At 45.2% G+C, this 6,000-nt stretch carries 4 protein-coding genes; 1 reads left to right on the forward strand and 3 read right to left on the reverse strand.

What is annotated here, in order from left to right; genetic code table 11:
- Nucleotides 1-98: 98 nt before the first annotated feature.
- The 3 genes from FD12_RS07625 to FD12_RS07635 all read right to left on the reverse strand — a co-directional run bounded on the left by FD12_RS07625 (nucleotide 99) and on the right by FD12_RS07635 (nucleotide 4,459).
- Nucleotides 99-2,090 carry a cation:proton antiporter gene (locus FD12_RS07625; RefSeq protein WP_056982454.1) on the reverse strand — a complete coding sequence of 664 codons (1,992 nt, stop codon included), beginning with the start codon at nucleotides 2,088-2,090 and terminating at the stop codon, nucleotides 99-101.
- A gap of 108 nt (nucleotides 2,091-2,198) precedes the next feature.
- Nucleotides 2,199-2,864 carry a potassium channel family protein gene (locus FD12_RS07630; protein ID WP_054748748.1) on the reverse strand — a complete coding sequence of 222 codons (666 nt, stop codon included), beginning with the start codon at nucleotides 2,862-2,864 and terminating at the stop codon, nucleotides 2,199-2,201.
- Between the two features lie 257 nt (nucleotides 2,865-3,121).
- Nucleotides 3,122-4,459, reverse strand: coding sequence for a TrkH family potassium uptake protein (locus FD12_RS07635; protein ID WP_056982455.1), 1,338 nt, complete (start codon nucleotides 4,457-4,459; stop codon nucleotides 3,122-3,124).
- A gap of 124 nt (nucleotides 4,460-4,583) precedes the next feature.
- Here FD12_RS07635 and codA point away from each other — a divergent pair, with 124 nt between their 5' ends.
- Entirely contained in the window at nucleotides 4,584-5,825 is a 1,242-nt protein-coding gene (gene codA / locus FD12_RS07640) for a cytosine deaminase (RefSeq protein ID WP_056982457.1), read from the forward strand.
- Nucleotides 5,826-6,000: the final 175 nt, after the last annotated feature.

Raw genomic sequence — 6,000 nt, forward strand, 5'->3', positions numbered from 1 at the left:
GGAATCTACATGTAAGCACCTCGAACAAAAATTCCCAAAACCGGAATTTCTGTTCGAGGAGACTTACACTCCGATTCCTAACCGCTTTGCTGCGCATACTAACCCCTGAACAATTCCATATTCTGCAAATAAGTCATCTCATCGGTTGAAATTCGCTGCTGGAGTTTTTCTGCCAATGCTGAATCAATTTTTCCGGTCTGCAGGGAATCTTGGATTAATTCATATTCGCTGTGGAAAGCGCGCATAAACATTTGATACACAATATCGCTATTGACATCCTGTTCATGGATTCGACGATGTCTCGTTCGATAGAATCTTTTGACCATGTTGGCTTCGACGCCACTCTCATGATCTTTGGTTTTCAAGAAGTTCATGACCGCGTCAAAGCCGGCCTTTTCGATTGGGAGGATATCTTCGCCATGCTTTTTGAATTGTTCGCGCCAATAGACCTCTTCCAGTGCAACCGGCGCAGTCAGGAACGCTTCTTGGGCCCGGTTGAGGTCTTTATACAAGGTGCCGATATGCAGGCTAAATCGAATTCTCAATAGCACATTTTTCCAAATTTTTTCGTCGGCCGAAAAGTTGTTTAATTTCAGAAAGCGGCTGTAGTACGTCAATTCTTCCTGGGTAATTTTACCGTCTGCATATAATTGTTTAACCGTATTAAGCTCGACTTGGTGGCTTTCACTCATCAACTGGCGCCGCAATCGCATGTTAGGGGTACTATCGAGGACCAACTGCTGCTGAAGTGAATCAATCACAATTTGAGCTTCTGCTGGATGTTCCTTTTCCTTGACCAAATCACTAATCGCAGCCTGGATCATTCGCCGAACCCAGCGATACCTTGGCTGATTCGTCGATTGACTTGGTAAAATAGCGGGCACAAAGATTGTTGGCATCACCAAACTGGTCAGGATAATCACCGCGGCGACAAAGATTAATGGTCCCCGGAAAATGAAGGGCTGACCGTCAATCGTGTTGGGCATTGAGAATGCCAGCGAAAGGGTAATTGTTCCATTGGCACCACTTAGCGCCATGACCAAACTATCGCGCCATTCATGGGCTGATTTTGTTCGCCGTTTAAGTAAGTACCGGGTCCAAATCAGCCGAATGACACCTTTAATGAGATAAATCGAAATCCCAATTAAAATCAATTTAACAATTGTGAAATTAGGGTTTGCGGATTGATGCATCGCCCGGGTCACTTCAGGAAGTGATAGTCCCAATAGGACAAAGACGACCCCCGACAGCATTCCCGAAATAATTTCCCAGACGTTGCTGGTAACCACCTGCATCCGAGAAGACGTTAGCCGCAATTTGTCTCGTTCTGATCCTTGCGCCAATCCAGCCGCCACAACCGCCAAAATGCCGGAGAGGGCTAATTTTTCCGCTAACAAATAAACTAAGAATGGCGTTAAAAGCTGGATCAGGACCATGATCAACGGGGTATCGTCGTTGTAACGAATTAAAAACAAGCGAACACTGACAATTAACACGCCAATCAGCCCACCAAACAGCAAGCCACCGAGAAATTCCCACAAGAATAAGAACACGGCATAGTCTAACGAGAATGATCCCGATACAAAGGCAGCCAGTGACATATCAAAGATCACAATACCAGCGGCGTCATTGAACAAGGATTCGTGCTGTAGAATTCCAGCCTGTTCTTCGGCAATCGGGTTGGCCTCGAAAATCGAATTAACGGCCGAAGCATCGGTTGGCGTGACAATTGCCAATAATGCAAAGCAGAGGCTTAGCGGCAGGACTGCGTAGGCAAAATGCAAGCCACTGCCGATGACCAGCACACTGAACACGACGAGCCCAACCGCTAACGACAGAATATTGGTAATTGATCGTCCAATCCAGAACCGTGAACTATTTTGTGCTTCATTGAACAGCATTGGGGCGATAATTGCCAGGGCAAAAGTTGATGGATCCAGATGAAAGTTGTTATAGACCGGCAAGCCGGCAAGTAAGAATCCTAACAAAATTAAAAAGAATGGCAGTGGAATGACTGAAACGTGGCGCGCAAGGATGTTGGCTGCCACAACTGCTGCCAAAATGATGGCTAGGAGTAAAACTTGATCCATTTTGAGCCCCCCTTTGGTTAATGGTTAACTTTAGTTTAGCACGCATTTACTGAAAAAGGCCGCGTCAGCACTCGACGCGGCCCAGATGGAAATGGTGAACTGATTTCTTTATTTGGTGGCTAAATCTTCAAACTTTTCGACGTCCTTCTCCGTCCCAATGACCGTAATGATGTCACCTTTTTTGATGACCGTGGTGGACTTGGGGATCTCGGCTCCAGCTTCGTCTGCGTGAGAAAGGGCAATCACTTGAATACCATAACGGTTAGTGAAATTGAGTTCCTGAAGGGATTTGTTGAAAAACTTGGAATTGGTTAATTCGAATTCAACGACGGCGAGCTCACCGCGAATTCTGAGGTCATTTAGAATCTTGGGTTGCATCACGTGAAGGGCAATTCGATTACCCATGTCGCGTTCAGGCTGGATCACCTCATCGGCGCCTAGTCGTTCCAAGACCTTGGCGTGACGAGCATTTTCAGCCTTACAGATTAACTTTTTAACTCCAAGCTCTTCACAAATCATGGTTGTCATAATACTGGCTTCCAAATCGGTTCCGATGGCAACAAAGACATTGTCAAAATTGCCGATTCCAAGTTGCTTGAGGGCTAATTCATTTTGGGTGTCCGCGACGACGGCTTGGGTCGCAACATCCCGAAATTCACTCACAAGTGCTTCATTTTTATCGATGACCAAGACTTCTTGGTTATGCGCCAACAAGGTGTTAACGATGCTGCTGCCAAAAAGGCCAAGACCGATCACGGCGTAATTACTTTTCATGTGGGAATGCTCCTTTGTTGATTAATTTGGTGGTGGAGAGGCGTTCATGACTGTTAGTCGATAATCCAAATTAGACTGCTCCGCAAAGCAGAAGTTTGTGCATAAGTACTTATAGTCGAAACTTCTAGGCAACCGTGCAGAATGGTGCTCCACAAAGCAATAACCTGCACATAAGCACCCATAGTGTAAGCCCAAAGCCCAGGGCTTACACTATGGGAGCCTTATGTTCCGGTTATTAACCGCTTTGTTGCGCACACTTACCCGATCATGACATTTTCCTCCGGATATCGAAAGGCATCTTCTGGCCCCTTTGACGTTAATAACGAGTACATCACCGTGAAGATGCCGACTCTGCCCATGAACATCAGGGCGGCAAAGATCAATTTGCCAATGATGCTCAAATGTGGGGTTAGCCCCAAAGTGAAGCCAGTTGTGCCAAACGCCGAGACGACGTCAAACAGGATATACTCTAACCCAAATGTTCTTGGAATTTTTTCAGTAAAGGTTAAAATCAACGTCGCAATTGAAAGCACGACAGCGACTAAGAATACCAGGGTGAGTGATCTCGACACGTTATCATTTGTAAATCTGCGGCCCCAGAAATTAGCATCGCGTTTCCCTCTAAGGGTTGCCCAAACTCTGATGAGCAGAATGCCGACAGTGGTGGTTTTAATCCCACCAGCCGTTGATCCGGGGGTACCACCGATTAACATGAGGATCATGGTGAAGAAAATTCCGCCCATCGAAATCTTATTTAACGGAACCGTATAAAAGCCGGCCGTTCTGGGGGTTACCGAGAAGAAATAAGAATTCATCAGCCGGTCAAAGAAGCTCAAGTGGGTTTGGCTGCTGAAGTTGGCTTCGGTCAGCATAAAGACGATAAAGCTGATCACAATCAATCCCAAATAAGTAGTTAACGCTAATTTAGTGTGCAGGCTTAAATAATGATCTTCCCGGTAGAAAAGGATGTCTTTCCAAACCAGAAATCCAAGCGATCCCGAAATGATCAGGAGGGTTAAGACAAATAACAGGTAAGGGTCATTTTGAAACCGAACCAAACTGTTATCATAAAGATCGAAACCGGCGTTACAAAAGGCACTGATCGAATGAAAAATGCTGTAACCCAGCCCCTTGAGAAACCCGTAGCGGGGATAGAAGTCAATGAAAATCAGGCCCGTTCCCAACAATTGAATCGCCAGGGATAACCGGACCACGAGAAAAACAACACTCCGAGTATTTGCGAATGATTGCAAATTAAGTGATTGCTGGGTCAGCAATTGAGTGGTCAGGTCAACTTTACGGCGCATGAAAACAAATAACAGGACCGCAAATGTCATGAAGCCCAGCCCGCCAATTTCGACGAGCATCAAAATGACGATTTTGCCGAACAGGCTCCAATGGACAGCCGTATTCACGACCGTCATTCCGGTGACACAGGTGGCAGAGGTGGCGGTGAAAAACGAATTGATGTAGCCGGTCATATGGCCAGACTGACTGGAGATTGGTAATGATAACAGAATGGTACCGATCAAAATGATCGTCAAAAATCCCAGTGTCAAAATTTGTGGTAAAGCAAGTCGATAACGAGATGCCAATGGATCAGAACCTTTCGATTATATTGTCTGCGTTCATTATCTCACATTCCACTCAAAAAGCCCCAACGAATAATCCGAAAATACGCTATAATAGTTGTGAAAATAACGATTGTGAGGAATTAACATGTTAATCAAAAATGTTCATATTCAAAATGATGATCAAACAAAAGATGTTCGAATTGAAAATGGTCAGTTCGTTAACATTTCACCCTCGATTGAAGCAACTAATGGGGAAAAAGTCATCGATGCCACTGATAAATTGATGTTACCGCCATTTGTGGATCCGCATGTGCATTTGGATGCTACTCAAACAGCCGGTGATCCGGAATGGAACCAAAGTGGTACTCTGTTTGATGGGATTCGGATCTGGAGCGAGCGGAAGCAGAAACTCACGGTTGAAGACGTGAAGGCTCGAGCCAAAAAGGCGATCAAGATTCAAGTCGCCAATGGAATTCAATTTATTCGCAGCCACGTTGACGTTACTGATCCTAATTTGACCGCTTTGAAAGCCTTGATTGAAGTTCGAGATGAAATCAAAGATCAAGTTGAACTGCAATTGGTTGCCTTTCCCCAAGAAGGGATTTTATCGTTCCCTCATGGCAAGGAGCTGATGACCGAAGCCGCCGACATGGGTGCTGACGTAATCGGGGGGATTCCTCACTTTGAATTTACCCACGAATACGCGGTGGCTTCACTCCAATTTTTGATGAAGCTGGCGGAACAAAAAGGCAAATTAGTCGATGTGCATTGCGATGAAATCGATGATCCGCAATCTCGCAGTTTGGAAACTTTGGCAACCTTGGCATTGGAAAGTGGGATGGGCGATAAAGTGACCGCCAGCCACACCACTGCAATGGGCTCGTATAACGATGCCTATGCCTACAAACTATTTAGATTGTTGAAGATGTCTCATATTAACTTCATTGCCAATCCATTGGTTAACACCAATTTGGGTGGCCGCTTTGACACCTATCCAAAGCGCCGGGGGATGACCCGGGTCAAGGAACTCAATGCGGATGGCATTAACGTGGCCTTTGGTGAGGATGATCTCAAGGATCCCTGGTACCCGATGGGCAATGGCAATATGCTGGATCCCGTTGAGATGGGGATTCACGTCGGCCACTTGATGGGCTACGATGATATTATGAACTCATACAAATTTGTGACCGTCAATGCGGCCAAGGCGATGCACGTCACGGATCACTATGGGATTGAAGTTGGTAAACCCGCCGACTGCATTATCATGAACAACGATAATTTTTATAATGCCTTAAATGAACGGTCTGAAATCTTGTATTCCATTCATAACGGCAACGTGTTGGTGGAAACAGAGCCAAAGAAAGTTCACAACCACTTCAAGTTTTAAGGTATAAACCGCGTGGAATCCATGTTTATAAATGCCACTTAATTACCATTTTGATATTGATAAAACTTGCGCCAACCAGATGATCCCCGCCATTTAAGCAAAAAAAGTAATGCATTCCCAATGAAGTGAACCCCAATAGTTGGAGATAATATTTAATAATTTTCAGGCACATAAC

Source organism: Lentilactobacillus rapi DSM 19907 = JCM 15042 (assembly GCF_001436255.1).
Lineage (GTDB): Bacteria > Bacillota > Bacilli > Lactobacillales > Lactobacillaceae > Lentilactobacillus > Lentilactobacillus rapi.

What these genes read in the sequence shown, in the direction of transcription:
- FD12_RS07625 (WP_056982454.1), bottom strand. Translation starts at nt 2,090, where the DNA reads ATGGATCAAGTTTTACTCCTAGCCATCATTTTGGCAGCAGTTGTGGCA.
- FD12_RS07630 (WP_054748748.1), bottom strand. Translation starts at nt 2,864, where the DNA reads ATGAAAAGTAATTACGCCGTGATCGGTCTTGGCCTTTTTGGCAGCAGC.
- codA (WP_056982457.1), top strand. Translation starts at nt 4,584, where the DNA reads ATGTTAATCAAAAATGTTCATATTCAAAATGATGATCAAACAAAAGAT.